Source organism: Pandoraea sp. NPDC090278 (genome assembly GCF_044772185.1).
GTDB lineage: Bacteria > Pseudomonadota > Gammaproteobacteria > Burkholderiales > Burkholderiaceae > Pandoraea.
Genome location: NZ_JBIVYJ010000005.1, coordinates 56,483 through 82,261, shown reverse-complemented (window position 1 = coordinate 82,261; position 25,779 = coordinate 56,483). Strand labels below are relative to the sequence as shown.

Below are 25,779 nucleotides of genomic sequence, written 5' to 3'. Positions count from 1 at the left end.
TGACGCGTGAGGTCATCCGAGGCCGTACATCATGAATCGACGGACATCCGCTTTAACACCCGACTGGGTGAAGCATGCACAGCCGATCGAGGGCGTGGAGCGCTTCGAGGCGTGGTTTCGCGGAAACGCCTATTCGATGCATCGCCACGACACCTACGCGATTGGCCGCACGCTCGCGGGTGTTCAGAGCTTCAGTTATCGGCGGGGGCAGCGAAACAGTCTGCCCGGCAACACGATGGTGCTGCATCCCGACGAACCGCACGACGGTCAGGCGGGCACGGACGAAGGCTTCCGGTATCGCATGATTTACGTGCATCCGTCGTTGTTTCAGGACGTGCTTGGCGGGCAGGCGCTGCCCTTCGTCGAAGGGGGCGTGACGACGGATCCGCGTCTGGCGGCGGCGACCGAGACGTTGCTGCAACACGTCAGCCACACGCTGGAACCGCTCGAACAGAGCGACGCGCTGACAGAACTGGCCCATGCGCTTGCGGCCGTCTCCGGCGCGCCTGCGCGGAAGACGAAGGGCGACTATCAGGCGGCGCGACGTGCACGTGATTATCTGCATACGCACAGCGCACGGGTCGTCACACTGGACGAACTCGAAGCGGCGACAGGGCGGGATCGCTGGAGTCTGTCGCGCGACTTCCGCACGTTCTATGGCACGAGTCCGTACCGGTATTTGACGATGCGGCGTCTCGATGACGTTCGTCACCAGTTGCTTGCGGGCACATCTCTCGTGGATGCGGCCGCTACGGCAGGTTTCGCCGATCAGAGCCATATGACGCGCCATTTCTCGAAGACCTTCGGGCTGACGCCGGGCCGCTGGCTTCAGGTCGCGAGCGGGATTCTGCCGGGCTAAAGGCACGCACAATCGTTCAATACGGCCGTGAAGGGGCTCGACGCATTACCCCCACAGACGGAGAGAACGATGTCCCAATTCCCCACTCATTCCAACGCCCCGACAGATCGCGGCCAGTGCAAGGCCATCGATCCGATCCGCAAGACGTTCATCGTCCTGGAAGGCGAATTGCGAATCGATTTCCGCGATGCGACGGCCGGCGACGGTTCCATCGCGTTGCGTGCCGGTGAAATGGTCGTGGTGCCGAAGGGCATCGAACGGTGGCGAACGATCAGTGGATTTGACGTGGGTATTCGCCGGAGCGTCTCAAGCGCTCGGACTTATGCGGCGGAATCGGTGAGAGGCAAACATACCGCATCCCTTTCCAGCGTTTCGATCAGTGCGTCGCGCATCACCGCGACGGGGCGCACAAGACGGCCAGGCAGCACGGCATGCACGAGCCACACGTTCAGCCCGCTATTGAACTCAGGCACATCGACGATCTGCAGCGCATTGCGATGCGGGCTGCGCGCCAGCACTTCAGGCGCCGCGAGCCCGACCCCCAAAGCGCGCGCGACCAGCGACAACTGCAGTTCCGAACCGAACGCTTCGACAGCGACGTTGAACGGTAAACCCGCCGCAGACATGGCGCGACTCAGTGCTGAACGCATTCCGCAACCGTCCTGATTCAGAACCCAGGGATAAGCCGCCAGGTCGGCGAGTGAGACGGGTTTGTCGGGCAGACTGAACGAGCGCGGCGCGACGACGACCGTGGGCTTATAGGCGAGAAGTGTCGACGTCAGGCCTGCCGGCAATGGCACACCTTCAGGCAAAAGCACGACGACCGCGTCCGCCTTCGCCTTCACTATGCCCTCCAGCAGTCCCGGCGACCAGCCCGCTGTCACGCGCAGAGTCAGATTCGGAAAGGCGGCACGCAGACGGTCAATGGGTTGCTCCAACGCCATCTCAGACAAAAACGGCGGTACCCCGATCCTAAACTCGCCTGCCGGCTCGTTATCGGGCGATGCGACGGCCAGCAGGTCGTCGACCGCGCGTAGCACTACGCGCGCAAGGCCATAGACGTCGCTTCCAGCCGCCGTCGGCTTGAGCGGTTTGCTCTGCCGGTCGAGCAACTCGATGCCGAGCATCGCTTCCAGATTCTGGACACGGCGCGTGAGTCCCGGCTGAGTCAAAAACAGTCTCTCTGCGGCCCGCACCATTGAGCCGCTTTCGACCACAGCCACGAAAGCCTGCAAGTCTCGCGTGTTCATAAAACAATCTCGCATAAACATTATCAAGATAATTCAATTGTCGCATAACGTTCTCGTCCTTAGGATAAGCCACACTCGTACACCCGGAAGCCAAACCCATGAGTCAACCTGCTGACACCTGCGCGCGCAAACTGCCCTCCGCTTCGCTGCCCTCACTGCAAGCGGATGCCGCCCCAGGCGGTGGCCTGACCACGCCATTGACGATATTTTTTGCCGCCGCCGTCGGCGTGATCGTCGTGAACCTGACCGCAGCGCAACCTCTGACGGGGCCTGTCAGCCGAGCATTGACGCTGCCGCCCGAGCTTGCCGGCGTAATCGCAATGCTCCCGCAACTCGGCTACGCTGCGGGTCTGCTATTGCTCGTACCGCTATGCGACCTTCTCGAAAATCGCCGCCTGATCGTCTGGACGCTTGCCTGCTGCGCGATGTTCCTCGGATTCGCGTCGCTCGCGCGATCGGGCTGGCTGTTTCTGGCATCGGTGTTCATGGCAGGGGCGACATCGAGCGTGATCCAGATGCTCGTGCCGATTGCGGCGTCGATGGCGCCTGAAAGCCGGCGCGGACGCGCAGTCGGCAACGTGATGAGCGGCCTGATGCTGGGCATTTTGTTGTCACGACCGCTCGCGAGCCTGATTGGCGGAGCGTTTGGCTGGCGTGCGTTCTATGGCATCGCGGCATTGGCCGACTCGCTGCTTGCTGTCGTGCTGCTGACGCGGTTGCCGAGTCACACGCCGCAGACGGCTGCTCGCTACTTGGACTTGCTGCGTTCGCTGTGGACCTTGCTGCGCACCGAACCCGTCTTACAGCGTCGCGCGACGCTTGCCGCGCTCGCACTCGGTGCGTTCAGCGCGTTCTGGACCGCCATCGCACTGCTTCTTGCTCAGCCGCCGTTTTCGCTGGGTACACAAGGCATTGCTGCCTTCGCGCTGGCGGGCGCAACGGGAGCGATGGTGACGCCGCTCGCGGGCTACCTCGGCGATTGCGGGGCGGGGCGCGCGACACAAATCACCGCGCATCTGGTCATGATCGCGGCGGTACTCGTGCTCGCGGTTGCCGGGGCGGGCTGGGGCGGGTTCTCCGCGGCCACGCACCCCGTCCTTGCTGTCGCATTGCTGGTAGTCGGGGCGGCGGCGCTCGACGCCGGTGTGATCGCCGATCAAACGCTCGGTCGACGCGCGATCAACCTGATCAATCCGGCGGCTCGTGGCCGATTGAACGCGCTCTTTGTCGGCATCTTTTTCGTCGGCGGCGCAATTGGTGCTGCGCTGTCAGGCGCGGCATGGGCATGGGCGGGGTGGAATGGCGTGTGCGTCGTCACACTGGGGTTCGTGGTTGCTGTGTTCATGTTCGGCTGCTTCGACCGTGCCGCGCAGTCAAGCAAGCGATCTCGGAATGCCTGAACTCCGGCGCGATGTTCTACATCTCAGTCGCGTTGATGGAATGGGAATTCAATACTACATCCGCGAAATTTCACGACATCAATACGGAACGGCGTCGCCGAGCATTCGAGTTGAACGAGACATGGCAGTAGGCGGCTTTTTCTCAAAGAACAATGTTCTCGAAGACCTTCGGACTGGCACCCGGCCGCTGGCTTCAGGTCGCTAGCGGTATTCTGCCGGGCTAGAACAGCCACGCACAATCGTTCAATACGGCCGTGAAGGGGCATGCGTATCCTCGACGCATTACCCCCCAAAAAACGGAGAGAACGATGTCCCAATTCCCGACTCATCCCAACGCCCCGGCCGATCGCGGCCAGTGCAAGGCCATCGACCCGATCCGCAAGATCGCGCTGATCGACGGTCACTGGCAACCCCGCGTCGTCGCCGAGATGAACGACTACCAGTTCAAGGTCGTCAAGGTCATCGGCGAGTTCCAATGGCATCAGCATGCAGATACCGACGAAACGTTCATCGTACTGGAAGGCGAATTGCGGATCGATTTCCGCGATGCGACGACCGGCGACGGTTTCATTGCGCTGCGCGCCGGTGAAATGGCCGTGGTGCCGAAGGGCATCGAACACAAGCCGTTCGCTGAGACAGAAGCCAAGCTGCTTCTCATCGAGCCGCGAGGCGTGGTGAATACGGGGGACGGCGAGGCGGGGGATCGCACGGTGGCGAACGATCAGTGGATTTGATGGGGTGCGGAGGCACGGCCTCCGCTTTTGCGCAGCGCTGAGATGTCACCGTCGGTCGGCGGGGTAGGTCCAGTGCTGCTGGGTCGGAAGGCGCCTGTTGAGGGAGCCAAGCAGTGTATTGAAGGCGTTTTGATTGGGCAGTTGCGATGAGGGAATGACGAGCTTCCCGTTGGCGTGTCGAATCGTGAGGAAGGAGGCCTAGCGGATCGTGCTGACGCTGATGGAACGCACGTCCGAAAGTTTGACGACGACTGAGGTGCGGGAATACATGGACCGGGGCGCGGTGATCTCGGTGTCCGTAAGCGTGACGCGTCGCGTCGAAAAAAAGAAGCGGAGATAGAGCCCTCTGAGGCAGAGAAACACGAAGAGTACGCAAACCGCCGTCACGTACCAAAGAAAGACAGTGGCTTCTAGGGGATCGAGGTGAATTCTTAAGGGGAGGATCCTGAGGACGAGGCCACGGTCATTCGACAAGGCGTCGCGTCCCATGAACAACGTCCCCCAACTGAAGACGATCAACGCGCTGGCCGCCATCCAGAGTCTCGGCCGGTAGGGGAAACTGCATATTTCCATTGAAACGTCTCCCCTTGCGAAGCTAACGTACCAGGAAGCGCATAACGCGTTAGGATAATCGCCGACATCGTTTCGGCGGAAAAGCGCCGATCCCCGAATATAACGATTTAAATCACGCTATGACAGAGCCGTGTCTGACATTCCCCGACCAGAATGAATGGGAAAGCTGGTTGACGCAAAACAGTGGAACATCCGCCGGGGTATGGCTGCGTCTGGCGAAGAAGGGGGCGGTGCAGCCGACGCTGAGCTACGCACAGGCGGTGGAGACCGCGCTGTGCCACGGCTGGATCGACGGGCACAAGAAGAAGGAAAGCGATGAACACTGGTTGCAGCGCTTCACACCCCGCACGGCGAAAAGCATCTGGGCCAAGCTGAATACAGAGCGAGCAGAAGCCCTGATCGCCGCAGGCAGAATGCACCCGTCAGGGATGCGGGAAATCGAAAAAGCCAAAGCGGATGGACGGTGGCAAGCGGCTTACGATTCCCCTAAAAACTCAGTAGTCCCCGACGACCTGCAAGTTGCGTTAGACGCGAATCCCAACGCCAAAGAGTTCTTTTCGACGCTGAACAGCCGCAATCGCTACGCCATCTTGTTTCGGATTCAGAACGTTAGAAAAGCCGAGACGCGGGCGAGGAAGATCGAGGAGTTTGTGGGGATGTTGAGTCGTGGGGAGACTCTTCACTAAAAAGCGAATAATCCGGGAATGCGGATGAAGTCGGGGATTGCGAAAAGGGAACGACTGTTTTCGACCCAAGGCCAACTATCGAGTCGTCGCGGTTCCAACGCTAGGTAGCCGGGGGGGGAGCAACCACGTCTATGAATCCGCCTGCGGATTTTGAGGATGCCTAGGCAACGCCCCCCGCTCTTCTGTTTAGCGAAGGCCAACATCGGATCAACTTGCAATATTCGTGGAGCAGGTGGAGACGCCGAGGTTTGGCCAGAGACACATAAGGACGCGCGCAAACACGTCAGTCAATACTCCTAAAATATTCCAGCGCCTCTAATTGCTCTTCGCCCATTTGGCCAATGCTATCCGAGATAAATTTGGCTTCGTTAAGCTTATTTTCTGGAATGAAATATCGAACCGGTCGTTTATCAATGGCCCCTTTAAAATCACTATCCCGATCATATGAAACGATCTTCCATGCATCCAGAATATTCTTGGCTGCATAGAAAGAGCTCCAGGTCATGCCGACCACAAAAGTGTCTCTTTTGGGCATCTCCTGGCCTTCTGCCGCGAAAAATACGTATCCAATATGCTCGCGCGTTTCGCGAAACGGAGAATCTGGTTTGCGTGTCAGGAAATAATTGATTGCAATTAGATCGTCCGTAGTCTGTTCGGCCAGAATATCAAAAATTGACACCGTTTTTCCAACGTCTTCCGTTGCTGAAATCGTTCCTCCGCGATTCCCCGCTGGAGCCGCAGCGGCCTCTTTTGCCGTGGCGTAGGTACGCAAATCGTCTCGAACGGCAAGCATGTCTGATTTAAGCTCGGGCAAAGTCTTGACAATTGACTGTGTCAGTTCTAGGTTCGATCGCAGTCCGGCCGATGTGCTTTCCAAATCATTGTGCGTCCGATCCATTCTGCCCAATTGAACGGATAATTGTTGATTTGTTCGATTCTGACTTTCACCTTGCATGAAAGCATATACGATTGCAACAATGCCGAGAACAATTGAAATAAGCGTCCCCGCGAGCCCAATCCCATCAACAGCACTTCTTACATTTGCCCAGTTATATGTTGCCTGATAAATTGAATGCTGAACTATGAACTCGGTCAGTAGTAGTATGATTACTACGCTAATTGATACGGTTTTTTCCTTTTTATGAGAAATTTCTTCTTTAATCATCTGGTATTCCGTTTGAGTTATTTATTATTTGTATTAAATTAATTTTTTATTCTATTTCTCTTGGTGGTGTGGGGGCATCCCAATTGGTCAAGCGGCTTGAAGTATATTACCGCTCGTCAGGCGGCGCCGCGATTGCGCGAATGTACGCTGAGGCCGACGACATGCCTGAGATCGCTAGGTCGAAGGACTGTGGATGGGAGGACGCGACCGCACGAACGTCCATCTGGCAGCCGAGAAGAATTACGCTTCATGGCCGACTACTGACGTTTTTGACCCAAAAAAACACTTGAGGGGCAGCAATTCGCAAGTCAAATTTCCCTCTTTCGTTTGCATTGGAGCGAGTCAAGCGCACGAGAAAACGAAGGCGAAATATCTACCTCGATTGGACCGGAGTCGATAATGGAGCGCGCGATCGAGTCAATCTCATGTTCAACATCTCGCTGGTTATGGCTAGTGCTGGCTCGTTCCATTCTCGCCGCCAACGACTCCAACAATCTCAGCGGGAACGCCTGTTCGTTGGCTACAGCTAACATATATTGGCGAACCTCGTTTGCGCCTTGCCGCAATAAATCAGAGAAATCGGTCATCGCTCGGACCTGCGCGCAGAAAGTGTCAATTATGTGCGGAATTGGGCGCAACGGATTAATAATCGTCTGGCCGTTTCTGGTCTATTTCCACCGGTAGCGACGGACTGCTTACGACTGTGGATTCAACCGGTCGACGCAACAGAGTGAAGAAATCGTTGTTCCGAGTGCCTCGCGTATTGCTTTTACGGCCAATGCCTCTACACCGCCCTCATCAGCACCCATTGAAAAAACAGCGCTGCACGCTGCCGCCCCGTCAACCGTACATCGATAGACAGCCACAACGCTGCCTGGGCCACATCCGGTATGCCCCGCCAGCGTTGAACCGTCTTCGACTGTACCCCGCATAAGACCCAGCGCATATCCTGGCATGAGCCACGGTCGGCCGATCATCGGGCCACCTAATACCTTCGTCGCCAGCATTTCATCAAGCAGATTGGATGGCAGAAGTTTTCCGGCCAGCAATCGATCCAACAGAAGAGCTGCTTGAAAAACTGGGCCGATAAGGAGGCCGTGATACACCCAGCCAGGGTCGTAGCTCAACGCATTGCCGAGATACTCGCCACAGAGTTCTGAACGTTCTGTTGCGAAGCGAACCGTCGAGATGCCAAGCGGCGTAAAGACTCGCTGCTTGATAGCGACTTCAAGCGGCATATCGGCTGTCCGCTCAATTAGTCTGGCGACAAACATGAAACCAACATTCGAGTAACGCCAAGCGGCACCAGGGGTGTAACGGAGCCGGGAACCATCCAGACGCCGCATCATTTCGTCCGCATGCCATGCCTGCTCTTGATTGGCGACAGCAGCGTGATACTCGGGAAGCTCGCCATAGTCAGCGAGGCCAGCCTCATGGCGCAAGAGCTGACGCAACGTGAACGCCTTTTCAGAGAGCTGAGTATCCAGAACGAGTCGACCGTCGCGTACCAATGTCAGCGCGGTCGCAGCTAGCACCGTTTTAGTGAAACTCCACCAAGGCACAATGGGTTCGGATTGCTGGGACGGCCCTACTGATTGACCGTTGAGGAGCGTTGAAATCAACATTGAAGACTCGACTGGTAACAACTGGCAGCAGCATATCCCACAACCAGTGCGGCTGCCTCCCCCAGATCGACCTTCTCCCACATGGGCGGTGGCTTCGCGAATTCCGAAGTGAGTGACGTAGATGTGGATCTAACGAATCAACGCTGCTGATGAGAGAATCCGAAACTTCAAAGCAAGCGAGACGGCTTGATCCGATGACCAACCAACAAGACATACCGGACCAGGAAGCATGGGAGGCGTGGCACCCGGTCGAACTGGCGCAACGGTTGCGCGATATCAGTTTGCCTTGGTGCGTAGCGGGTGGATGGGCGCTCGATCTGTGGCACGGGGTCCAGACTCGCGAACATAGCGATCTGGAATTCGCGATATTGCGAGAGAATTTCAGTGTCTTTCGTCAGGCGTTCAGTGATTTGGACTTCTACACTGCTCACGCAGGCGTGGTCGCACGCCTTCCCGAAGATATGGACCCGCCGACTGATGTCATGCAGTTTTGGGGTTTTGACCGCGCGGCAGAATGCTGGCGGATCGACATGATGATCGAGCCGGGAACGAACGAACTCTGGGCCTACAAGAGAGATCCGTCGTTCAAGCGCCCGCGCGCCGAAATGGTGATGAGAACCGCTGACGGCATCCCGTATCTGAACCCGTCCGCTGTGCTTCTCTTCAAGGCTAGGGATCCGCGTCCAAAGGATCAGCAGGATTTCGAGAGAGCGCTGCCCAACCTGCCAGTCGCCGAACGTGCGTGGCTGAAGCACTGCCTGAATGCCCTCCACCCCGGAAATGAATGGGCGCAAGCGCTGTAGTGCGTTGTTCTCAGATCACGCTGAAACGTTGATCGCTCCGTGCAACAATCGGAGCTCTGAAAGTGCTATCGACTTAAGACATGACCGAACACCGAAGCAGCACGTTGGAAATTAGAAGACTGTCGCCACCGGAATGGATGCTGGCCTATCCCGTGATCGCTCAACTGCGGTCGCTTGATGCCCCCGTCTTCCTGGAGCGGGTTCGTCGGCAATCGCATTCGGGCTACGAGCTTGTGGCAGCGTTCGACGACGGAACGATTATCGGGGTGATGGGGATGAGACCTGTCCACACCCTGGCGCGCGGGGCGCACCTTCATATCGACGACCTTGTGGTCGATGCGGCGGGTCGGGGGACAGGTGTTGGCCGATCCTTGATGGCGTACGCCGAAGCCGACGCGCATGCTCGCGGCATGACCGCGATATTTCTTGATGCGCGTCCGGACGCTATCCCGTTCTATGAGCGAGAGAGCTTCGTGCTGCACCCCGCGCCGTCCATGAAGAAGGTCCTGTCGACCTAAGGCCGGTCGAGGCAAGCCGACGACGGTCGACGTGCAACGCCGACCGTCAGGAAGCCACTCAGGCCGCGGCCCGCTCGCGCAACCGACGTGCTTCGTCGCGCAGGAACTGCTGGTAGTCGTCCAGATCGCCGTCGAAGGGCTCGACGCCGCCGTTGGTGACCAGCCAGAACTCGTCACAGACGGCGCGCAGCAGGGCGCGGTCGTGGCTCACCAGCATCACCGTGCCTTCAAACTCGTTGAGCGCCACAGCCAGCGCCTCACGTGTGGCCAAGTCGAGGTGGTTGGTCGGTTCGTCGAGCAGCAGCAGGTTAGGACGCTGCCACACGATCATGCACAACACGAGCCGCGCCTTTTCGCCGCCGCTCATTGTGCCAACCGCCTGATGGACCATGTCACCACTAAAGTTGAAAGTCCCCAGGAACGTCCGCAGCGATTGCTCTGTGCCGCTCTGGCCGGGCGCGCGCATTTGGGGCGGCGTGTCCCGGGCGAGGCGGATCATGTGTTCCATCGGCGTGTCGAGCGGGCGCAGCACGTCAAGCTCCTGCTGGGCGAAGTAGCCGATGTTCAGCCCCTTGCCTTCGCTGATCTCGCCATCAATTGGCGCGAGCGCGTGCGCGACCGTCTTCACCAGCGTGGACTTGCCCTGACCGTTCGCACCGAGAATGCCGATGCGCTGCCCGGCCAGCACTGAACGGCTGATGCCCCGCACGATGACGGTAGGCGGCGTGTCCGGCGGCGCGTCGGCGGGGGCGGGGTAGCCGAAACTCGCGTCCAGCATGGACAACAGCGGGTTCGGAACGCTGAGCGGCTCCTTGAACTCGAAGTTGAATTCCGCTTCGGCAAGCACCGGCGCAATCTTCTCCATGCGTTCGAGCGCCTTGACCCGGCTCTGTGCCTGCTTCGCCTTCGATGCCTGTGCCTTGAAACGGTCGATGAATTTTTGCAAGTGGGCCATCTTTTCCACTTGCTTGGCCATCGCGGCTTGTTGCAAGACGAGCTGCTCGGCGCGCATGTCTTCGAACTTGCTGTAGTTGCCGCCGTAACGCACGAGCTTGGCATTGTCGACGTGCACGGTGACCTGCGTCACCGCGTCGAGAAACTCGCGGTCGTGGCTGATCACGACCAGCGTTCCCTGATAGCGTTTGAGCCACGCTTCCAGCCAGACCAGCGCGTCGATGTCCAAGTGGTTCGTCGGTTCGTCGAGCAGCAGCAGGTCGGACGGGCACATTAGCGCGCGCGCCAACTGCAGTCGCATGCGCCAGCCACCCGAGAAACTGTTGACCGGCTGATTCAGTTGTTCGGCACTGAAGCCGAGACCCTGAATCAGTGCCTGCGCGCGGGCAGGGGCGTCGTGTGCCCCGGCGTCGTGCAGGTTCATGTAGGCGTGCGCCATGCGCATGCCGTCGTCGCTGGCTTCGGCCGCTGCGACTTCCGCATGCGCGGCCATCAGCACGGTGTCGCCCTCGACAACGAAGTCGGTCGCTCCCTGCTCGGTCTCGGGCATGTCCTGCGCGACCTGGCCCATCTTCCATGCCGCCGGAATCGAGAATTCGCCGCTATCTTCGTGCAGCGTGCCGTTAAGAAGCGCGAAAAACGACGACTTGCCAGCGCCATTGCGGCCGACAAGACCAATCTTTTCGCCTGGGGTGAAGGTGACGGACGCGCTGTCGAGCACGACGTTGACGCCGCGACGCAGCGTGAGATTACGGACGGAAATCATAAGGAGCTACCGCTAAGAAGACTGGCATGATAGCCGACCGGAGGCGGAGGGCCGTCATTTTCATTTGGCGTCAGCCTTCTTGCGGGCGTCTGTTGGGCGATCTGCTAATCCGAAATCGACCGAATAACCTTCGCCGGATTGCCACCGACCAGCGAGTTCGGCGGGACGTCTTTGGTCACGACCGCACCAGCCGCGACCACCGAGTTCTCGCCGACCGTGACGCCGCCGATAACGATCGCGCCCGCTGCGATCCAGACGTTTTTCTCGATCACGATAGGCTTTGCGATGACACCGTCGCGTCGATGCGAAGGGGAAAGGGGATGGCCGGTCGTGATGAGACTCACGTTCGGCCCGATCATCACATCGTCGCCGATGTCGAGCCCGCCGAGGTCATAGAAGGTGCAATTCTGATTGATGAAGACGTTGCGTCCGACGCTGATATCGACGCCGCAAGCCGTGTAGAACGGCGGTGCCAGCGTAAAGCTGTCGTCCACCTTCTTGCCGATCAGTTCGCTGAACAACGCGCGGACTTCATCCGCATCGTTGAACGTCAACCGGTTCAGCTGCGCGGTGATCGCCATCGCTCGTTTGACGTTTGCCGTCATGGCGGCCGATTCCGGCGTTTTTCGGGCAATTATTTTGATCCGATCATCATTCGACATTCGTTACATTCCTCCGATTTACACTCCCCAACCGCACACTGGAGATCGTGCGAGAATCCGCACTTACGGGGCAAATTCTATGCCGAGGAGTGTCCGATGACTGCTACATCTGCCGTTTTCGCCGTTCTGGTCGCGCTGTGGTTGGGCGCCATGATTCCCGGGCCCAGCTTCGTATTGGTCGCGCGTAACGCGATCGGTCTGTCTCGTCGCGATGGGCTGGCGACCGCTTTCGGCATGGGCTTGGGAGGCATTTTCTTCGGCGGCGTTGCGCTTGCCGGACTTTATACGCTTTTGCAGACCGTCGAATGGCTCTATATCGGCCTGAAGGTCGCAGGCGGCGCTTACCTGATTTACGTCGCGGCGAAGATATGGCGCGGTGCCGGGAATCCGATCACCGTCGATGCCACGCTGGCGGCGTCCTGCGGCAGCGTGCGCAAATCGTTCTGGATTGGCCTCAGCACGCAATTGAGCAATCCCAAGACGGCTATCTGGTACGGCAGTATTTTTGCCGCGTTGCTGCCGCAGCATCCGCCGCTGTGGTGCTATTTCGTGCTGCCGCCGCTCGTCTTTGCCATCGAATTCGGTTGGTACACCATCGTCGCCCTGTGTTTTTCGAGCAAAGGGCCGCGCGAAGTGTATTTGCGCGCGAAGAAGTGGATCGACAGAGTTGCCGCCGCTGCGATTGCCGCGCTTGGTCTGCGATTGATTCTTAACGCATCTAAGGCGGGCATCTGACTTTGCCGATTCCTTGCGGAACTCGGCGGCGTTGTAGATGACCGGGAGCGCCAATGCAGAGCCGTCTTCCAGCACCGCGTTATCTCCCAAGCGAGAGGTCTCGTGGTTTCCGCTGGTCGAGCGGATTCAGTGTGTGACCGTTGCCCTGGCAAGCGCCGCGCGATATGGCTCAGGCAGCGATGAGCCTTCCCGGTACAGAGTCCTCATTGCCCAACAAGCTTCGGAAGGAGAGACCGCCTGCGGGTTTTGTTGTGCAAAAGCGAATTTAGGAGCTTTCTCCGGAGGTAGTGATGCCTCAATTCTCGATAGCGCTTCGTTAACATCTTCTTGTTTCAACGAAGGAACGGAATCCTGGCGTATTTCGGCAAGCGCGGCTTCGGCTGCCATGGTGAACCAGAGATCAGCGTCAGCTTGATTCAACTTGATGAGGCCGCTATCCATGGCGCTAGGGCCCGGTCTTGAAGACGGTCCCTGCAAGATTGCTTCGCACTCGGAGTCGCTTGCGTTGTCGAGAATCTTGGACACAATTCTCATTCGATTTTCGAGCGATGTATCGTCAAGTCGCTTCAAACCACTTAATGACAAATTGGTTCCCTTCCGGAAGGCGTTAGCGCGTGTCGTGGTTGCTGCGAACGCCTGAGCGGTTGGATCAGACCTCATCCGTATGATGAATTTCGCGTAGCTCGCATGAACAGGCGCGGATTCGGGGTAGGGATTGTTGATCTGCGCACCTTGAATGTTCGGTGATTCAGGTTCTGCCTCGACGCTCCCGATCCCAAGTGTGAGGACGAACAGTGCGAACGTGCAAATTCTGTTGTAATTCATGTCTACTGGCGCTTTTCGGCGAACTTCTGACAGGCATTGAGGCAGCGAGGTAGCTCTGCCGAGGAAGGAACACAGTTTGCGGTAGGCTCGTTTTCAAATGCCCGCGCTCACATGGCAGTTCGGTCATACACGATCGCATCGAGCATTGCAGCTCGGACATCCCAGATTTTGGCGACCTGCGGGTCTGAGGGGCGTTCGCTGCTCCACCATGGTGTGAGAATGATCGTCTCGATGACAGTGTCCCAGTAGTTGTCGGGCGATTTTAGCGCTTCCTCTGGGACGCCTAGTTGCGCCGATAGTCTTTCGGTGTTCGTACTGGTAACCGGTACGAAATAGTCGGGACGTTTCAAGCACGCAAGCCGTGTTGCTCCAACGATACCGATGCCCCCTTCCGTGCCTGCGGCGGATTTCAACGCCCCCCAGTATTCGAGCCAATCATCTCGAGTAGGTGGCGTGTCATTTGGGATGATTTCCAAAGCTGCGGCCAATTCATGAGGGGGATCCTTCTCTACTAGAGAGGCATAGGTGTGTCGAAAGCGAACGGCGTTCAGCATTGAACCGAAGAAGTGCCAGTCAATGTCGTTCTCGCTCCGAGGGCGCTCAGTGGTTGTGCCCGCAACGCGACGCCGATCGTCCGGCGGTAACGTCAGGAAGCCTTCAGGCCGTTGGAGCAACTCCTGGACCTGGTCCAGCATTTGCAACCGACGCGCGAGTCCGTTTTGTGCCTCTCCCTCAACCCTGCGTAGCCAATCGTCCCAATCCATATGGATGGGCGCATCTCGACGGCGTTTTTCGTCAGTGTGGTCCGGTTGCTCGTCATATAGATCATCAACCGTTTGCCGTTGACGTTGAGCTGCGCGGTAGCTCGCTTCATAGCGACTGAGGAATGCCTGTGTCGGTACGATGCACGGGCCTTGTGCCATTCGCTCGATGAAGTCTCGGAAAATTCGAACGTTGGCGTCGTTCTTGTCAAACTCGGACAGCGTGCTGAGTTCGACATTTTTTTCGAATGCACCGCGAGTCATGTTGTGACTGCCAACGATTGCGGCATATCGATTGTCATGCTCAAACAAGTAGAGCTTCGGATGGAATAGCGCCCCTTTTGCGCTTCGAAAGTGCACCGAATTCGAATTGGCTAACCGTCTGATACAGGTGGGGGCGGTGAGCGAGCCATGGGTGCCGATGACCACACATCGCAGCTTATTTTCCTGGCGAAGCAACTCCGAAAATACTTCACTCTCGGTCGCCCAAGCCACCGCAATCCACACATTTCTGCAAGTTTTGAATTGCTCGATAATGGCCTTCGACATCTGCCCCGAGTCAACTAACACCTTAACTGGTCTCACTTTCAGAACCTTTATTGTTCTAGTGTTCGCAATCTGTCCGGAAGCGCTGGGTGAATTGCAGTGTTAGATGCGACGTTTGCGAAACGCTGACACCACAAGCGACATCTCGATAGTTCTTCCGGCACCACGCCTTAAGTACAAGCGTCCCGATCAACCCGCCGCCGCTTCCACCGTCGGCGCCTTCGGCAATGTAATCGTAAACGTCGTCCCAACCCCAACCTGACTGGCGACGTCGATAGTCCCCTTGTGGAACTCAATCGCGGCGTAGACCACCGCCAGTCCAACACCGGAGCCGTCTTCCAGCACCGCATTACTGCGCGAGCGGAAGGACATCTGGAAGATCTCCTTCAACTCGTCCGCCGGGATGCCGGTGCCGTTGTCGCGCAGCACCACCTGGAACGCCTCACCCATATCCGTCACGCTCATATCGATGGCAGGCTGCGCCATCGTGTACTTCGTCGCGTTGCTGATGAGGTTGATGAACGCATGGAACAGCACGTTGCTATCGCCGATCATCTTGCTGTCCATGCTGGACGGCGCTTGCACCGTGATCGTCGCGTTCGGGAACATGTCCGAGCCAACGCCGCGCACATCCTCGAGCAATGCCACCAGCGACAACTCCGCACGCTTGCCGAATTTCGGGTCGTCCAGCGACGCGCTCTGCGCCGCATCCAGCCAGTTCTGAATCAGGTTATTCAGCTTCGCCACCGCCTCGCGAATCTTCGTATAACGCGGCGTCGAATCCGCTTCCTCGTTACGCGGGTTCAACAGCCGCTGCGCGTGCCCATCGATCACGCTGAGCAACGTCCGGAACTCATGCGTGGCCATCGAGCGGAATGTCTTCTGGAAGTTATTCAGACGCTCCTCATTCGCCAGCGCCCGCTGCAAAATCGTGTTCTTCGCCGTCGCGAGCTTCTGGTTACGTACCAGCGACGCCGTGCTTTCCTGAATTTTCGACAGCGTCCGCGACAGCGTGCCGATTTCGTCGCCGCGCGAGAGCCACGGCAGACGCAGCTTGTCCTTGCCCGACATGGTATTGCCCGCCATCCGGATCAGGCGCGTCAGCGGGCTGAGAATCACGGTATCCACGTAAATCAGGCAGAGCAGGGTGACGATGATCATCGCGGCAATCAGCGCATCGATTTGCAGCAGATGCTTGCGCGCCGCACTGTTCTTCACCTCGACTTCCTTGATCAGCGACTCGGTGCTGCGAAACACCAGTGAGCCGAACGTGCTGTTCGCTTGCGTGTACTTATTGTTCGAATCACCGCGATAGAGCTTGGCGGCATCGGCCAGCTTGCCGGTCTGCGCAAGCTGAAACACCTGATTCGACGCGCGACGGTACTGCGCCCATTGCGACTGAAACTTCGCGAACGCGAGACGGAATTCGTCGTGGACCAGCACCTTCTGATAACGATCCGACGCGGACTTGATCTTGTCGTCGAACTCGCCCGCCGCCGTGCGGATGTCCGCAAGCGCCTTGGGCGACATCGGTGCGAGGGCCTCGGACTCCACCGTCCGGAAGTCGGAGATGTAGTCGTTCAGCTCTTCGAGCAGGCTCAGATTCTCGATCTGGGTGCGCTCGGCCGCGATGGCGCGCTGCTGGGACGAATCGACCTGATGGTGCACGGCGACGCCCACGGCGAGCATCGCCAAGAGACACACTGCGAGCAGGAGATACATCCGCCCCCGGATCGGGAGCGACTTGGAAGGAGTGGAAGACGCTTTCGACATGCGATGTCAGCAGTAATCAGCAGGTGTGGCCCGGCGCGGCGACGCGCTCAGAGCTGGATGATATTGAGCAAAGCGGCACGCACCACGGCTTCTGTGCGCGTAGCGACGTTCAGCTTCTCGCGGGCATTGTCGATGTGGAAGTCGACCGTGCGCTTGCCGAGATCGAGAATGATCGCGATTTCGGCCGACGTCTTGCCCTTCGCCGACCATTGCAGCACTTCCACTTCTCGCTTCGACAGACCGAAGGGCAGCGGCGTGCCTTCTTCAGGCTCGTCATGCTCGGTGTACTTGCGGATGACGGTGTCGAGCACGTCGAAGTCGACCGGCTTGAGCATGTACTCGTCCGCACCGGTGCTGTGCCCGCGCATGATCGATTCCTTGTCGGCGTTGCCCGTCAGGAAGATGAACGGGATCTTGCGCTCGCCCTGAATGATGCCCCGGGCGCTTTCCAGAAACTCGAAGCCGGTCATGCCCGGCACGTTGACGTCGCACACGATGATGTCCGGCATGAACGCAGCAAGCGTCGCCAGCGCGGCCGAAAAATCGTGCGCAACCTTCACGACATAACCGCGATCCGTCAGATCTTCTCGAATCAGATCTGCCGAATCTACGTCGTCCTCAATGCAGAAAACTTTGGTGGGAGATGACATCCCGCTGGCCCCGGTTTTTTTATGGAATAGACAAATCGTACTAAAAAATCACCGGACGACGAAATTTCGCCGAAATACACGCGCATGACACGTCTCGTGAAATCCGGACATTTGTTCTCACGCAATAAGAAAAGGACCGCCGGGCGGTCCTCTGAGGGGGCGGCTTCTTCATGCGCGATTCAGGCGAAGCAGGCCGGGATGATTTCAAGAGCGATCCGCAAGCCGATACGTGCCATGTTTTGAAAGTGCTCGATCATGGTGATGTCTTCTCCGTCGTGAGCGATGTCATGGGGCGGGGCTGCTTAGTAGCCGAACACATGTCCGACGTGGATGGCGCATTGCATGCCGGTTTCGATGCAGGTTTCGTTGTAGAAGAGGCTGTCGACGAGGTTGAGGATGAGGCTCATGTTGGTTTCTCCGGTGTTGGGTGCGATTTAAGTGAGTCAGTACCGATCAGCCGAGGGCCGAGACGATGGTGCCGACGAGACCGAGGATCGAGGCGAAGCCGTAGGTGATGAGTGCGGGCATGGTGTTTCTCCTTAAGTCGGTTTTTTGGGTTTGGCGGCTGTCGCTGTGTTGCGTTAGCCGGTGAGTGAAGTATCGTCATCGCCCTCTCGTCGCGAAACTGTGATTAATACAGGCGGGCCCGATTTTGGAGAGATTCGCGATCGTCTGAGAGAAAAAGTGCTTATTTCATGAGGGTTTGCGGGCGTTCGCCGCAAAACCCCGTATAAATCGCAGTGACGTCGTTCAGGGTGCTCCGTACCATTCGCTTCGCATTACAAAGCCTTACAGAAGCGAAATAGAACAATGGAGTACTGAATGAGGACGATTCGCATGACCTGCGTCGCATTTGCGGCGCTTTGCACAATCACGTCGGCCGCGCAGGCGTATACAACGATAGACATTGCCGACCGCTACGGCACGCCGTTCATACAAGCGCGGCTGTTTTCCCCGACGGACGGCGCTTATGCCACCGACCCAAAAAATCAGGACCAGTTTTCGACGGGCACGCTCTCGCCGTTGCAAACCGATCAGATTCGCAGCGCCCTGAACTACTGGGCAGAGGTCATCAAGGTAAAGCCCGGTCGCTCGCCAGCGATCATCAATGTGGGGATGAGCACCGAGAATGGGGCGCACGCGTATAGCCCTTACGCGTTCGAGGCGGGCGACCCGACGGCCACCGGCGGGCAGAACCCGACGCTCGTGCAGGCCGCATTGCAGAACAACCCGCTCGCGCGCGACAGCTATCACAACGCGAACGGCGAGATCACGCTGGGCCAGATGGCGTTTTCGACGGCAGCGCCTGCGGCGTCGCAAATCCCACTCAATACCAACGCCGACCTTCCGGCGGTCATGCTGCACGAAGTGGCGCACGCGCTGGGTGTTGGGACGAATATCATCGAGAGCGAGTTGCCGTCGGGCAAGCATACGAACCAGTTTGCGACGGTCCTCGACGCGTGGTCCGCGCACCTGTACGACGACAACGGTCGTCAGGCGAAGGCGGGCCAAATGATTCTCACGCCGGAAGACGTGGGCACTGCGGTGGACCCCAACGCGTTCGACGCTCGCAAGGACACGGCGTATTTCACCGGCGATCACGTTAAGGAAGTGCTCGGGGATTCGATGAAAGGCATTCCCGTGAAGGCGATGTTCGACAAGGATACGTACGATTCGCCGATCTTCTCGCACATCGAGCTTACGAACAGTCTGATGAGCCACCAGACGTATCGCAACTACACGGCGTTCATGGAGGCAGAGCTGGCCGCGCTGCAAGACCTCGGCTACGACATCGACCGGCGCAACTTCTTCGGCCGCTCGATCTACAACGACGGCCTGACGCTGACCAACGATAACCCGTTCTTCGGCCGCAACGCAGACGGCACAGCCTACATCCCGAACACGTACAACACGGCGACGCTCGGGCTCGGCCTGCACATCTACGGCAGCGGCAACACGGTCGCGCAGCGCGCCGACCTCCTGACCATTGGCGCAGGCGGGGCGGGCATTCGGGTGGACGGAGTGGGCAACAACGTGACCGTGCTGCCGGGCACACGCATCTATGCGGACGGCAGCAATGGGCGCGGTGTGATGTTCACGTACGGCAAGAACCATTCGTTCGTGCAGCGTGGCGACGTTCAGGCCCTCGGGGCCAATGGCATTGCGGCGAGTTTCGATTTCGGCCACAACGCGCTGGGCGACGCGGGCGACTACCGTGGGTCTTATATCTCGACGAAAGTCGATCCCGTCACCAAGCTGACCTTGCCGCTGCCCGACGAACTCGACGGCCCGCTCGTGACCCGCGCAGACATTACCGGACGTCTCGCGGGCACGTACGCGTCGCTGTACATGTCGGAGAACGGCTATGTCGGCGAGATCAACGTCATGCGCGGGGCGGCGCTGTACGGCGACATCATCTCCAAGTACGCCGAACGGGACGCCTCGGGAGCGCTGCGTCTTACGCAACTGAATTTCGGTCTGACGCCGGACGCCAACGGCCTCGCGACAACCGCCGCAGACCCCACGTTCAATCTGCGCTACGACGGCAATATCGTCGGCAGCAACCTGGCGCTGACGATGGCGGGCGGCACCACGCAGATCAACGGCGACCACACGGTGCACGACGTGGCCGTGCTCAGTGGCGCGACGCTCACCGGCAACAGCCGCTACGTGCTCGACCCGGCAGGCGCTTTCGTGAACGCAGGCACGGTCGCGCCATCGGTGGCGGGCAGCTTCATCAGCATTGGCGGCGACTACTCGCAGACCAGCACGGGCCGTCTCGTCGCCTCACTGTCGGACAACGGGACGTTCACCAAGCTGGTGGTGACCGGCCATGCGGCGCTCGATGGCACGCTCGCCATTGCGCCGCAGCGCGGTTGGTACGCAAGCGGCATGACGGTGACGTCGGATCAATGGCTGAACGCGTCGAGCATCGGCGGTGCGTTCGCCAACGTGACGACGCTGCTGTCATCGCCGACGTTGCTGGCGACGGCGAGAACACTTACCAGGTGCAGGTTGCCCGTGCAGGCAACGCCTATTCGCAATACGGCATCGACGGTAACAGCCGTCGTGTCGGTACGGCGCTCGACCGTATTGCGGGCAGCGTAGGCAAGGACTTGCAGCCGCTCGTCACAGCACTCGACTTCTCGGCCGCCGACGGCAGCGACGTCGCTCGAGCGTTGCCGCAACTGACACCGGCCGCTTACGGCGCGATGTTCACCGGCGGGTTGCTGCGGGAGCGTCAGTTGACGGACATGGTGGCCACCGCCGTCGGTGCGGACGGCAGCCAGCACACCGGCAATGGTGCGCTCACGGGCAACTGGCGCGGGTTTGCCATGCCGTTTGGTAGCGGCTACTGGCGCGGGCGCAGCGGTGACATGGCGGGTGCCAGCGGCAATACGTACGGCGTGGTGTTCGGCGTCGAGAAGGTGGCGGGAGAAGGGCGCGACTGGACCATCGGCGCGCACGGCGCGGTCAGTGGCCAGTCGACGCGTCTGGATGGGCAGACGCCCGGCTCGGGCAAGACGACGGCGTTCGACGTCGGTGTGCACGCGCGCTACGCCCCGTCGGTGAGCGCGGGTCCGCACGCGTTTGCCCTGGCGCGTTTCGGTGTCGAGGACGGTCGTGTCGACCGGACCATCGCCGTGAACGGGTACTCGGCCACGCCGCGCGGCACATGGACCGGCGCGACGGCATCCGCGAGCATCGGCGGCGGCTGGCGCTGGCAGTTGAGCAGCACCACGAGCGCAGGCCCGGTGGCAGCGCTCGACTACACCGCGCTGTATCGTCCGAGCCTCACGGAAGACGGAGGTGCGAGCCTGCATCTCGACGGCAAGACGTTCAACTCGCTGCGCACCCGCGTGGGCGGCGAGTTGCGCTTCGACCTGCCGATGGTCTCGGGCAACGCGCTGACGGCCAGTCTGCAAGCGACGTGGAACCACGAGCTGACGGGTGGGGCGATCAACCAGACGGCCAGCTTCGCGGGCTATCCGGGGGCGTCGTTCACGACACGTAGCGAGGTCGTCGGTCGCGACAGCCTTGGCCTGCAAGCCGGCGTGTCGTATCGGATGGCCCGCAAGATCGTGCTCGGCGCGGCCGTATCCAGCAACGTCTATAAGGCTGGAAATGCCGACATCGCGGGTTCGGTGTCGGCAACATGGCGGTTCTGATGTATGTAAATATGATTACGTCTGAGCGATAAACAAAGACGTCACCAGAAAGACCGAAGAACGCCAGGAATTAACACTTCCTGGCGTTTTTTCATTTGACATGGCATTACGCAATCTCGGTTTCAATGCGCGAACCATCAGTTCCCGAGTGCGTCATTATGTCGCGATGTATGGAATATGTGCATGCGTAGCATTCGTCACGCAAATAGTGTATCCATACATAGAGGCTTAAGATGTCCATGCATAACGTCTCGCTCACCCGCAGAGGAAGGGCAGACACGACACCCGGCGCGCATTGGCGCACGTGGTGCGCGCGCGTCGCCGCTGCGATGGCGATGGTGCCCATGAGCGGCTGCACGATGGAGCTGTTTGACCCCAAAGGCAGTGTCGGTGAGCAGGAAAAGCACCTGATCCTGATCGCGCTGGGCGTCATGCTGCTTGTCGTGATCCCGGTCATCGTGCTCACTCTGGTGTTCTTCTGGCGCTACCGCGAGACCAACACCGCGGCGACCTACTCGCCGAAGTGGTCCCACTCCACCAAGATCGAAGTCGTCGTGTGGACGATTCCCGTGATCATCGTCGTGGCGCTTGCCGTGATGATCTGGGAGACGACGCACAAACTCGATCCCTATCAGCCCATCGAACCCATCGCCACCGACAAGCCGCCGGTGCGCGTGGAAGTCGTGGCGCTGAACTGGAAATGGCTGTTCATCTACCCGGACTACAAGGTCGCCACCGTCAACAAGCTGGTGCTGCCGGTCGACACGCCTGTGGAATTCAAGATCACGGCCGAGTCGCTGATGAATGCGTTCTTCATCCCGCAACTGGGCAGCATGGTCTACGCGATGTCGGGCATGCAGACCAAGCTGCACCTGATCGCCAACGAGACCGGCACTTACGCCGGGATGTCGTCTGCCTATAGCGGCCCGGGCTTCTCGGACATGCACTTCAAGGCGCACGTCACGTCGCAGGGTGACTTCGACAAGTGGGTCAAGGAAGCGCAGGCCGTGCCCGACACGCTCGACGCACCGACCTACGTGAAGCTCGAACAGCCGGGCACCGCTGCGCCGGTCGCCATCTACGCCAACGTCATGCCGGGTCTGTTCGACGCGGTCGTCGGCAAGTACATGGGGCCGATGGACGGTGGCGCGCAGGGCATGCGTGTCTCGGGCAACAGCGCCATCGACGACATCATCGCCGCCGCCAATTGCCGCGTGGACGGCCAACTGGACAGCCGCGCGCTCCTCGCGCAGCGTCCCGAGCGCGAGGCCGGTGCACAACCCGCATCGCAGCGCGCGCTCACGGAGTAAGTCATGTTCGGAAAACTCGATCTCGACGCCATCCCACTGCACGAGCCCATCATCATGGGCACGCTCGTCGTGGTGCTGCTGGGTGGCGCGGCGCTGCTCGGCGCCATCACGTACTTCAAGAAGTGGGGCTATCTCTGGACGGAGTGGATCACCTCCGTCGACCACAAGCGCATTGGTGTGATGTACATCATCCTCGCGCTCGTCATGATGCTGCGCGGCTTTGCCGATGCGATCATGATGCGCGCGCAGCAGGCCATCGCCGCCGGTGGCGAAGCGGGCTATCTGCCGCCACATCACTACGACCAGATCTTCACGGCGCACGGCGTCATCATGATCTTCTTCGTCGCCACGCCGTTGGTGCTGGGTCTGATGAATGTGATCGTGCCGTTGCAGATCGGCGCGCGCGACGTGGCGTTCCCGTTCGTCAACTCGCTGTCGTTCTGGCTCTCGGCGATGGGCGCAGTGCTCGTCATGATGTCGATGTTCGTCGGCGATTTCGCCGCGACGGGCTGGGTCGCGTATCCGCCGCTCTCGGAGCTGGGGTATAGCCCGACAGTCGGGGTGGACTACTACATCTGGTCGCTGCAGATATCAGGGCTGGGCACTACGCTCACGGGTATCAACTTCATCGTCACGATCCTGCGCATGCGTGCGCCGGGCATGAACCTGATGAAGATGCCGGTGTTCACGTGGACCGCGCTGATCACCAACATCCTGATCGTCGCCGTGTTCCCGGTGCTGACCGCGACGCTAGCTCTCCTCACCGCCGACCGTTACCTCGGCATGCACTTCTTCACGAACGAACTCGGCGGCAACGCCATGATGTACGTGAACCTGATCTGGATCTGGGGCCACCCGGAGGTGTACATCCTGATCCTGCCCGCGTTCGGTGCGTTCTCGGAAATCATCGCCACGTTCTCGCGCAAGCCGCTGTTCGGCTACAAGTCGATGGTCTACGCCACGTCGTCGATCGGCATTCTGTCGTTCTTCGTCTGGCTGCACCACTTCTTCACGATGGGGTCGGGCGCGAACGTCAATGCCTTCTTCGGCATCATGACGACGATCATCTCGATCCCCACCGGCGTGAAGCTGTTCAACTGGCTGTTCACGATGTATCAGGGCCGTATCCGTTATCACTCGGCCACGCTCTGGACCATCGGCTTCATGGTGACGTTCGCCATCGGCGGTATGACTGGCGTGCTGCTGGCCGTGCCGGGCGCGGACTTCGTGCTGCACAACTCGCTGTTCCTCGTGGCGCACTTCCACAACGTGATCATCGGCGGTGTGGTGTTCGGCTGCCTCGCGGGCATTACGTTCTGGTTCCCGAAGGTCTTTGGCTTCACGCTCAACGAACGTTGGGGCAAGTTCTCGTTCGCCTGCTGGCTGATCGGCTTCTACCTCGCGTTCATGCCCTTGTACGTGCTCGGCTTCAAGGGCATGACGCGCCGGATGAACCACTACGTGCAGGCCGACTGGCAGCCGTATCTCATCGTGGCGGCGGTCGGTGCTGCGGTGATCGGTCTGGGCATTCTGTCCTTCGTCGTGCAACTCGTCGTGAGCATTCGCGACCGCAACGCCAACCGCGATCTGACGGGCGATCCGTGGGACGCGCGCAGCCTGGAGTGGGCGACGTCTTCGCCCGCGCCGTTCTACAACTTCGCGCACGTGCCGCACATCGACTCGCTGGAGCAGCATTGGGACGACAAGGAGCGCGGTCTGGCCTACGTGCAGCCCACGCACTACGAAGACATCCACATGCCGCGTAACACCGGCACCGGGTTCATCGTCTCGGCGTTCAGCTTCGTGATGTGCTTCGCGCTGATCTGGCACATCTGGTGGCTGGCCGGTGCGAGCCTGATCGCGACGATTGCCACGTTCCTGTGGCGCACCTACGACCGCGACGTCGATTACTACGTGCCGGCGGCCGAAGTGGAGCGTATCGAAAACGCCCGCTTTGCCGACCTGCGTGCCGCGCATCGCGCGCATCAATCCCTGCAAAAGGCCGCCTGATGTCCTCGGCATCCCTTCATACCTCACACGGTCACGGCGGCACCGCCGGAGCCGATGCCCACGCTCACGGGCACCACGACGCGGGCGCCACGACGACGCTCGGCTTCTGGATCTACCTGATGAGCGACTGTCTCATCTTCTGCGTGCTGTTCGCGACGTTCGGTGTGCTCGCCGCGAACACGGCAGGCGGGCCGACCGGCCGCGAGCTGTTCGAGCTGCCGTTCGTGCTCGGCGAGACGATGCTGCTGCTGCTATCGAGCTTCACGTTCGGGCTGGCATCGCTGTCGATGCGTCCGGGCAACGAGGGCGTCGTTCAGCGCTGGCTCTGGATCACGTTCGCACTCGGAGCGGCGTTCGTCGCGATGGAAGTCTATGAGTTCTCGGCGCTGCTGCACGAAGGTGCAGGCCCGGGGCGCAGCGCGTTCCTCTCGGCGTTCTTCACGCTGGTGGGCACGCACGGTCTGCACGTGACGTGCGGCCTGCTGTGGCTCGTCGTGATGATCCACCAGATCGGACGCTTCGGCTTCGATCCGGTCGTGCGTCGCCGTCTGCAATGCCTGAGCCTGTTCTGGCACTTTCTGGACCTCGTCTGGATCTGTGTCTTCACCTTCGTCTATCTGCGGGAGTTCGTATGACGAGCGCGCAAGTTCACGACCACGGCGCTTACGCCTCGCAGAGTCATCTGCGCGATTACATCGTCGGGTTCTTCCTGTCGCTGGTGCTGACGTTCGCGTCGTTCGGCGCAGTCATGCTCAAGCTGGTGCCGACCGGCTGGGGGCTGGCGACCATCGTGGTGCTGTGCGTGGCGCAGCTGGTGGTGCAACTGGTGTACTTCCTGCACATCGGGGCGAAGCGCAGCCAGCGTCAGAACTCGGCCATCTTCCTGTGCACGGCCGGGCTGATTGCGATCATCGTCGCAGGTTCGTTGTGGGTGATGCATAACGCCAACGAGAACATGATGCCCACGCACATGTCCATCGATCGGGCGAAGCTGCGCGACTGACC

General features: G+C 59.7%; 24 protein-coding genes and 1 pseudogene. 14 read left to right on the top strand and 11 right to left on the bottom strand.

The features are described from left to right. Positions 1-31 precede the first annotated feature (31 nt). Both ACIQWO_RS18295 and ACIQWO_RS18290 read left to right on the top strand, forming a co-directional pair. Positions 32-859 carry an AraC family transcriptional regulator gene (locus tag ACIQWO_RS18295; RefSeq protein WP_402827069.1) on the top strand — a complete coding sequence of 276 codons (828 nt, stop codon included), beginning with the start codon at positions 32-34 and terminating at the stop codon, positions 857-859. A 63-nt stretch (positions 860-922) separates the two neighbouring features. Then, positions 923-1,117 (top strand): annotated as a pseudogene (locus ACIQWO_RS18290) (cupin domain-containing protein); the annotation flags it as partial. Between the two features lie 62 nt (positions 1,118-1,179). Here ACIQWO_RS18290 and ACIQWO_RS18285 read toward each other — a convergent pair. Then, entirely contained in the window at positions 1,180-2,109 is a 930-nt protein-coding gene (locus ACIQWO_RS18285; protein WP_402827066.1) for a LysR family transcriptional regulator, read from the bottom strand. A 98-nt stretch (positions 2,110-2,207) separates the two neighbouring features. Between ACIQWO_RS18285 and ACIQWO_RS18280 the strand changes: the two genes are divergently transcribed. Together ACIQWO_RS18280 and ACIQWO_RS18275 are read left to right on the top strand one after the other, a co-directional pair. Then, positions 2,208-3,509, top strand: a complete 1,302-nt coding sequence (locus ACIQWO_RS18280) for an MFS transporter (RefSeq protein ID WP_402827063.1) — start codon at positions 2,208-2,210, stop codon at positions 3,507-3,509. Positions 3,510-3,817: 308 nt separating this feature from the next. Continuing rightward, the gene (locus ACIQWO_RS18275) at positions 3,818-4,243 is read left to right on the top strand and encodes a cupin domain-containing protein (RefSeq protein ID WP_402827060.1); all 426 of its coding nucleotides are present in this window, start codon (positions 3,818-3,820) and stop codon (positions 4,241-4,243) included. A 198-nt stretch (positions 4,244-4,441) separates the two neighbouring features. Here ACIQWO_RS18275 and ACIQWO_RS18270 read toward each other — a convergent pair whose 3' ends face one another. After that, complete coding sequence (locus tag ACIQWO_RS18270; RefSeq protein WP_402827057.1) at positions 4,442-4,777, bottom strand: hypothetical protein; 336 nt, start codon at positions 4,775-4,777, stop codon at positions 4,442-4,444. Between the two features lie 158 nt (positions 4,778-4,935). On the opposite strand from ACIQWO_RS18270, the gene ACIQWO_RS18265 reads away from it, so the two are divergent. Continuing rightward, positions 4,936-5,502, top strand: coding sequence for a YdeI family protein (locus tag ACIQWO_RS18265; RefSeq protein WP_402827054.1), 567 nt, complete (start codon positions 4,936-4,938; stop codon positions 5,500-5,502). 283 nt (positions 5,503-5,785) lie between these two features. Here the strand turns inward: ACIQWO_RS18265 and ACIQWO_RS18260 are convergent, their stop codons facing one another. From ACIQWO_RS18260 to ACIQWO_RS18250, 3 genes are all read right to left on the bottom strand, one after another. Beyond that, positions 5,786-6,667: a hypothetical protein gene (locus tag ACIQWO_RS18260; RefSeq protein ID WP_402827051.1), complete on the bottom strand. Its 882-nt coding sequence runs from the start codon at positions 6,665-6,667 to the stop codon at positions 5,786-5,788. Positions 6,668-6,975: 308 nt separating this feature from the next. Then, entirely contained in the window at positions 6,976-7,254 is a 279-nt protein-coding gene (locus ACIQWO_RS18255) for a hypothetical protein (protein WP_402827048.1), read from the bottom strand. Positions 7,255-7,362: 108 nt separating this feature from the next. After that, on the bottom strand, positions 7,363-8,292 hold the full coding sequence (locus ACIQWO_RS18250; RefSeq protein WP_402827045.1) for a serine hydrolase domain-containing protein: 930 nt from the start codon (positions 8,290-8,292) through the stop codon (positions 7,363-7,365). A gap of 194 nt (positions 8,293-8,486) precedes the next feature. On the opposite strand from ACIQWO_RS18250, the gene ACIQWO_RS18245 reads away from it, so the two are divergent. Both ACIQWO_RS18245 and ACIQWO_RS18240 read left to right on the top strand, forming a co-directional pair. Next, positions 8,487-9,095, top strand: a complete 609-nt coding sequence (locus ACIQWO_RS18245; protein ID WP_402827042.1) for a nucleotidyltransferase domain-containing protein — start codon at positions 8,487-8,489, stop codon at positions 9,093-9,095. 80 nt (positions 9,096-9,175) lie between these two features. Further along, on the top strand, positions 9,176-9,613 hold the full coding sequence (locus ACIQWO_RS18240) for a GNAT family N-acetyltransferase (RefSeq protein WP_402827039.1): 438 nt from the start codon (positions 9,176-9,178) through the stop codon (positions 9,611-9,613). A 58-nt stretch (positions 9,614-9,671) separates the two neighbouring features. Here the strand turns inward: ACIQWO_RS18240 and ACIQWO_RS18235 are convergent, their stop codons facing one another. Continuing rightward, positions 9,672-11,333 carry an ABC-F family ATP-binding cassette domain-containing protein gene (locus ACIQWO_RS18235; protein WP_402827036.1) on the bottom strand — a complete coding sequence of 554 codons (1,662 nt, stop codon included), beginning with the start codon at positions 11,331-11,333 and terminating at the stop codon, positions 9,672-9,674. A 104-nt stretch (positions 11,334-11,437) separates the two neighbouring features. Further along, a complete protein-coding gene (locus ACIQWO_RS18230; RefSeq protein WP_402827033.1) occupies positions 11,438-11,995 on the bottom strand; it encodes a sugar O-acetyltransferase in 558 nt (185 codons plus the stop codon). Between the two features lie 96 nt (positions 11,996-12,091). Here ACIQWO_RS18230 and ACIQWO_RS18225 point away from each other — a divergent pair, with 96 nt between their 5' ends. After that, positions 12,092-12,730 carry a LysE family translocator gene (locus ACIQWO_RS18225; protein ID WP_402827030.1) on the top strand — a complete coding sequence of 213 codons (639 nt, stop codon included), beginning with the start codon at positions 12,092-12,094 and terminating at the stop codon, positions 12,728-12,730. Positions 12,731-12,856: 126 nt separating this feature from the next. On the opposite strand, the gene ACIQWO_RS18220 is transcribed toward ACIQWO_RS18225, so the two are convergent. The 4 genes from ACIQWO_RS18220 to ACIQWO_RS18205 all read right to left on the bottom strand — a co-directional run bounded on the left by ACIQWO_RS18220 (position 12,857) and on the right by ACIQWO_RS18205 (position 17,285). Further along, positions 12,857-13,555 carry a hypothetical protein gene (locus ACIQWO_RS18220; protein ID WP_402827027.1) on the bottom strand — a complete coding sequence of 233 codons (699 nt, stop codon included), beginning with the start codon at positions 13,553-13,555 and terminating at the stop codon, positions 12,857-12,859. A 107-nt stretch (positions 13,556-13,662) separates the two neighbouring features. Next, positions 13,663-14,865 (bottom strand): hypothetical protein, encoded by a 1,203-nt coding sequence (locus ACIQWO_RS18215; RefSeq protein ID WP_402827024.1) that lies wholly within the window; start codon positions 14,863-14,865, stop codon positions 13,663-13,665. A gap of 186 nt (positions 14,866-15,051) precedes the next feature. Next, positions 15,052-16,635: an ATP-binding protein gene (locus ACIQWO_RS18210; protein WP_402827021.1), complete on the bottom strand. Its 1,584-nt coding sequence runs from the start codon at positions 16,633-16,635 to the stop codon at positions 15,052-15,054. A 47-nt stretch (positions 16,636-16,682) separates the two neighbouring features. Next, the gene (locus ACIQWO_RS18205) at positions 16,683-17,285 is read right to left on the bottom strand and encodes a response regulator transcription factor (protein WP_150665753.1); all 603 of its coding nucleotides are present in this window, start codon (positions 17,283-17,285) and stop codon (positions 16,683-16,685) included. A gap of 822 nt (positions 17,286-18,107) precedes the next feature. Between ACIQWO_RS18205 and ACIQWO_RS18200 the strand changes: the two genes are divergently transcribed. The 6 genes from ACIQWO_RS18200 to cyoD all read left to right on the top strand — a co-directional run bounded on the left by ACIQWO_RS18200 (position 18,108) and on the right by cyoD (position 25,777). Then, positions 18,108-20,393 (top strand): hypothetical protein, encoded by a 2,286-nt coding sequence (locus ACIQWO_RS18200; RefSeq protein ID WP_402827017.1) that lies wholly within the window; start codon positions 18,108-18,110, stop codon positions 20,391-20,393. Beyond that, positions 20,294-21,454, top strand: coding sequence for an autotransporter outer membrane beta-barrel domain-containing protein (locus ACIQWO_RS18195; protein ID WP_402827014.1), 1,161 nt, complete (start codon positions 20,294-20,296; stop codon positions 21,452-21,454). The genes ACIQWO_RS18200 and ACIQWO_RS18195 overlap by 100 nt, the downstream gene beginning before the upstream one ends. A 359-nt stretch (positions 21,455-21,813) precedes the next feature. After that, positions 21,814-22,764, top strand: a complete 951-nt coding sequence (cyoA, locus tag ACIQWO_RS18190) for a ubiquinol oxidase subunit II (RefSeq protein WP_402828215.1) — start codon at positions 21,814-21,816, stop codon at positions 22,762-22,764. A 3-nt stretch (positions 22,765-22,767) separates the two neighbouring features. Then, positions 22,768-24,774 carry a cytochrome o ubiquinol oxidase subunit I gene (cyoB, locus tag ACIQWO_RS18185; protein ID WP_402827011.1) on the top strand — a complete coding sequence of 669 codons (2,007 nt, stop codon included), beginning with the start codon at positions 22,768-22,770 and terminating at the stop codon, positions 24,772-24,774. Then, positions 24,774-25,409 carry a cytochrome o ubiquinol oxidase subunit III gene (gene cyoC, locus ACIQWO_RS18180; protein ID WP_402827008.1) on the top strand — a complete coding sequence of 212 codons (636 nt, stop codon included), beginning with the start codon at positions 24,774-24,776 and terminating at the stop codon, positions 25,407-25,409. The genes cyoB and cyoC overlap by 1 nt, the downstream gene beginning before the upstream one ends. Next, positions 25,406-25,777, top strand: a complete 372-nt coding sequence (cyoD, locus tag ACIQWO_RS18175; protein ID WP_402827005.1) for a cytochrome o ubiquinol oxidase subunit IV — start codon at positions 25,406-25,408, stop codon at positions 25,775-25,777. The genes cyoC and cyoD overlap by 4 nt, the downstream gene beginning before the upstream one ends. Positions 25,778-25,779: the final 2 nt, after the last annotated feature.

What these genes read in the sequence shown, in the direction of transcription:
- ACIQWO_RS18205 (WP_150665753.1), bottom strand. Translation starts at nt 17,285, where the DNA reads ATGTCATCTCCCACCAAAGTTTTCTGCATTGAGGACGACGTAGATTCG.
- ACIQWO_RS18270 (WP_402827057.1), bottom strand. Translation starts at nt 4,777, where the DNA reads ATGGCGGCCAGCGCGTTGATCGTCTTCAGTTGGGGGACGTTGTTCATG.
- ACIQWO_RS18275 (WP_402827060.1), top strand. Translation starts at nt 3,818, where the DNA reads ATGTCCCAATTCCCGACTCATCCCAACGCCCCGGCCGATCGCGGCCAG.
- ACIQWO_RS18210 (WP_402827021.1), bottom strand. Translation starts at nt 16,635, where the DNA reads ATGTCGAAAGCGTCTTCCACTCCTTCCAAGTCGCTCCCGATCCGGGGG.
- ACIQWO_RS18220 (WP_402827027.1), bottom strand. Translation starts at nt 13,555, where the DNA reads ATGAATTACAACAGAATTTGCACGTTCGCACTGTTCGTCCTCACACTT.
- ACIQWO_RS18225 (WP_402827030.1), top strand. Translation starts at nt 12,092, where the DNA reads ATGACTGCTACATCTGCCGTTTTCGCCGTTCTGGTCGCGCTGTGGTTG.
- ACIQWO_RS18200 (WP_402827017.1), top strand. Translation starts at nt 18,108, where the DNA reads ATGAGGACGATTCGCATGACCTGCGTCGCATTTGCGGCGCTTTGCACA.
- ACIQWO_RS18240 (WP_402827039.1), top strand. Translation starts at nt 9,176, where the DNA reads ATGACCGAACACCGAAGCAGCACGTTGGAAATTAGAAGACTGTCGCCA.
- ACIQWO_RS18280 (WP_402827063.1), top strand. Translation starts at nt 2,208, where the DNA reads ATGAGTCAACCTGCTGACACCTGCGCGCGCAAACTGCCCTCCGCTTCG.
- ACIQWO_RS18215 (WP_402827024.1), bottom strand. Translation starts at nt 14,865, where the DNA reads ATGTCGAAGGCCATTATCGAGCAATTCAAAACTTGCAGAAATGTGTGG.
- ACIQWO_RS18235 (WP_402827036.1), bottom strand. Translation starts at nt 11,333, where the DNA reads ATGATTTCCGTCCGTAATCTCACGCTGCGTCGCGGCGTCAACGTCGTG.
- cyoD (WP_402827005.1), top strand. Translation starts at nt 25,406, where the DNA reads ATGACGAGCGCGCAAGTTCACGACCACGGCGCTTACGCCTCGCAGAGT.
- ACIQWO_RS18295 (WP_402827069.1), top strand. Translation starts at nt 32, where the DNA reads ATGAATCGACGGACATCCGCTTTAACACCCGACTGGGTGAAGCATGCA.
- ACIQWO_RS18250 (WP_402827045.1), bottom strand. Translation starts at nt 8,292, where the DNA reads ATGTTGATTTCAACGCTCCTCAACGGTCAATCAGTAGGGCCGTCCCAG.
- ACIQWO_RS18255 (WP_402827048.1), bottom strand. Translation starts at nt 7,254, where the DNA reads ATGACCGATTTCTCTGATTTATTGCGGCAAGGCGCAAACGAGGTTCGC.
- ACIQWO_RS18230 (WP_402827033.1), bottom strand. Translation starts at nt 11,995, where the DNA reads ATGTCGAATGATGATCGGATCAAAATAATTGCCCGAAAAACGCCGGAA.
- ACIQWO_RS18245 (WP_402827042.1), top strand. Translation starts at nt 8,487, where the DNA reads ATGACCAACCAACAAGACATACCGGACCAGGAAGCATGGGAGGCGTGG.
- cyoB (WP_402827011.1), top strand. Translation starts at nt 22,768, where the DNA reads ATGTTCGGAAAACTCGATCTCGACGCCATCCCACTGCACGAGCCCATC.
- cyoA (WP_402828215.1), top strand. Translation starts at nt 21,814, where the DNA reads ATGGAGCTGTTTGACCCCAAAGGCAGTGTCGGTGAGCAGGAAAAGCAC.
- cyoC (WP_402827008.1), top strand. Translation starts at nt 24,774, where the DNA reads ATGTCCTCGGCATCCCTTCATACCTCACACGGTCACGGCGGCACCGCC.
- ACIQWO_RS18265 (WP_402827054.1), top strand. Translation starts at nt 4,936, where the DNA reads ATGACAGAGCCGTGTCTGACATTCCCCGACCAGAATGAATGGGAAAGC.
- ACIQWO_RS18260 (WP_402827051.1), bottom strand. Translation starts at nt 6,667, where the DNA reads ATGATTAAAGAAGAAATTTCTCATAAAAAGGAAAAAACCGTATCAATT.
- ACIQWO_RS18285 (WP_402827066.1), bottom strand. Translation starts at nt 2,109, where the DNA reads ATGAACACGCGAGACTTGCAGGCTTTCGTGGCTGTGGTCGAAAGCGGC.